We start from the raw sequence: 2,085 nt of genomic DNA, 5'->3' as shown, positions 1-2,085 counted from the left end.
CGGCAGGGCCTTAAAGATGCGATTTGTACCATAAAACGTCTTCACATAAATCATAGCTGACAAACTCAGAATCACCGACAGAATCGTATAAGGAATTAACTCCATATGCGAGCCAACCGTATGCTGCAATTCATTGCCAAAGAGTGGCATGAACCGCAGCCCTGCGGGGAGAGACATGCAATAGATCGAATAGGCAATAATCGAAGACATCGCAGCAGGGACAATCACATCCGATTCGAAGTCAGCGTTGCTGTAAAGAATCTCTGCCGCAAACAGAGCCCCCGCAAGAGGAGCACGAAAAATAGCGCCAATCCCTGCGCCCACGCCGGCAGCCAGCATGATTCTTCGATCACGGGCGGAAAGTTTTAATGCAGTTGCGACCCAGGAACCGAAACCTGCTCCAATCTGCGCGATCGGTCCTTCACGGCCCGCGGAACCTCCTGTCCCCAGAGTCAACGCGGAAGCAATCGTTTTGATGACAGGCACGATCGGCTTTATGATTCCACGTTTCGTATGAAATGCATCAATGGCGGCGTCAGTACCATGGCCTTCCGCTTCAGGCGCAAAAGTATAGACGATCAGACCTGATGCCAGGCCCCCTAAAGTAATCACTACTAACATTAGCCAGGGTGAAAAATCTGAGTTGTCCTCTTTTGACTTGTAGATGGAATGCTCGCCCACAGTTTGTGGATGATCAAAACCAGAGATGGCAACCAGGGAATTATGTTCGACGACCTGAATCAGGACATCAAACACGATAGCCCCCAATCCGGCGACGATGCCGATTAAACAGGAAAGCACAAACCATTTTGCATTCGTTTTCAGATCGAATGAGATCAGAAATTCGCCAAACTTTTTGAATAAAATCATATCTGAACTGTTACAATCTGGATTGTGGTTAGAAAATCGGCTGTTCGCCTGGTGAATCCCGGGGTGGTGAATCCTGGGGGATTCTGCCTTTGAATAACAGTGAGGTCAAGTGCCGTCATTTTTTATCAAGCAGACACTGATAAATTCCGGTTTGAAGACTTGGATCCCATACCGAAGTCTGCCATACTTTACTCCGTTTTAACTGATTTGTATCTTCTTTTCGATGTACTTTGTTTGAGTCAGTGTGGAAAATTCTCAGTTTTATTTAGGTGTCGAGACTTCAGGCCGCTGCGGTTCTATCGCAATCTCTGATACGCAACAACAAATGGTGCAAATCGATTTGCAGCAACAGGGAAGAAAACACGCACAAACGCTGGTCTCTGAAGTAAAAAACCTGCTGAATCAACTGAAACTGGCTCCGAATCAGATTACAGGAATTGGTGTCAGCCGAGGTCCTGGCAGCTTTACGGGCTTGAGAATCGGCACCGCTTTCGCAAAAACATTTGGATATGTCACCGGTTGCCCGGTATTGGGAGTGGATACTTTTGAAGCAATTGCACTCAATTGTCCACCAGAAATCAGCGAAACTTACGTGATTTCCAATGCACAGCGGGGAGACCTGTTTGTCGGCAAATATCTCAAAATTTCAGACAATCAATGGGAAAGAACGTCTGAGATCTGCTTATGGGAAATCACTGATTTTTGCCACTCTCTCAAACCCGGAGATACCATCAATGGGCCGGGAATTGAGTTACTGGATACGCCATCTCTTTTCGATTACCGGCTACTGGAACCGGAATTCCGAAATCCGGTTGCCGCAAAAATCTCGGTAATTACGGCACGAATCCTGCAAAACAGTCCGTCTGCAGATCACGCTGCCCTTAGTGAAGTCTGGGATTTAACCCCGTTTTATCTGAGAAAAAGTGCCGCGGAAGAAAAATGGGACGCGACACGACAGATTCATACTGATTGAGCAGGGTAATTTCCTGTCAGGACGGAAGCGGCGGCAAACGTAAATAAAGCGATTCGATTCACGACTCTGGATTTCTTTTTTTCTTGAAACAATTTCAAGAAGACACTCTCACCCGGAATCCCGCTTGGCTATAATACAGGCCAAGGAATTGTTCGATTTTCAGACTCCGGAGTTTATGAACTACTGCGACAAATTCGAAAGAGTCCCTGTTGTTCGTCGGATTTTCACTTTTCCATTCTTCA

General features: G+C 46.6%; 2 protein-coding genes. One reads left to right on the top strand and one right to left on the bottom strand.

Features of this window, described 5'->3' with window-relative positions; genetic code table 11:
• The coding region (locus Q0294_RS08520; RefSeq protein ID WP_299463344.1) for a chloride channel protein at positions 1 to 870 on the bottom strand (870 nt) is incomplete at its 3' end.
• Between the two features lie 244 nt (positions 871 to 1,114).
• Here Q0294_RS08520 and tsaB point away from each other — a divergent pair.
• Positions 1,115 to 1,843 (top strand): tRNA (adenosine(37)-N6)-threonylcarbamoyltransferase complex dimerization subunit type 1 TsaB, encoded by a 729-nt coding sequence (gene tsaB, locus Q0294_RS08515; protein WP_299463341.1) that lies wholly within the window; start codon positions 1,115 to 1,117, stop codon positions 1,841 to 1,843.
• Positions 1,844 to 2,085 lie beyond the last annotated feature (242 nt).

This window comes from uncultured Gimesia sp., assembly GCF_937919775.1.
Taxonomy (GTDB): domain Bacteria; phylum Planctomycetota; class Planctomycetia; order Planctomycetales; family Planctomycetaceae; genus Gimesia.
Note: the sequence above shows the minus strand (reverse complement) of the source record. Positions and strands in the feature narration are given on the sequence as shown.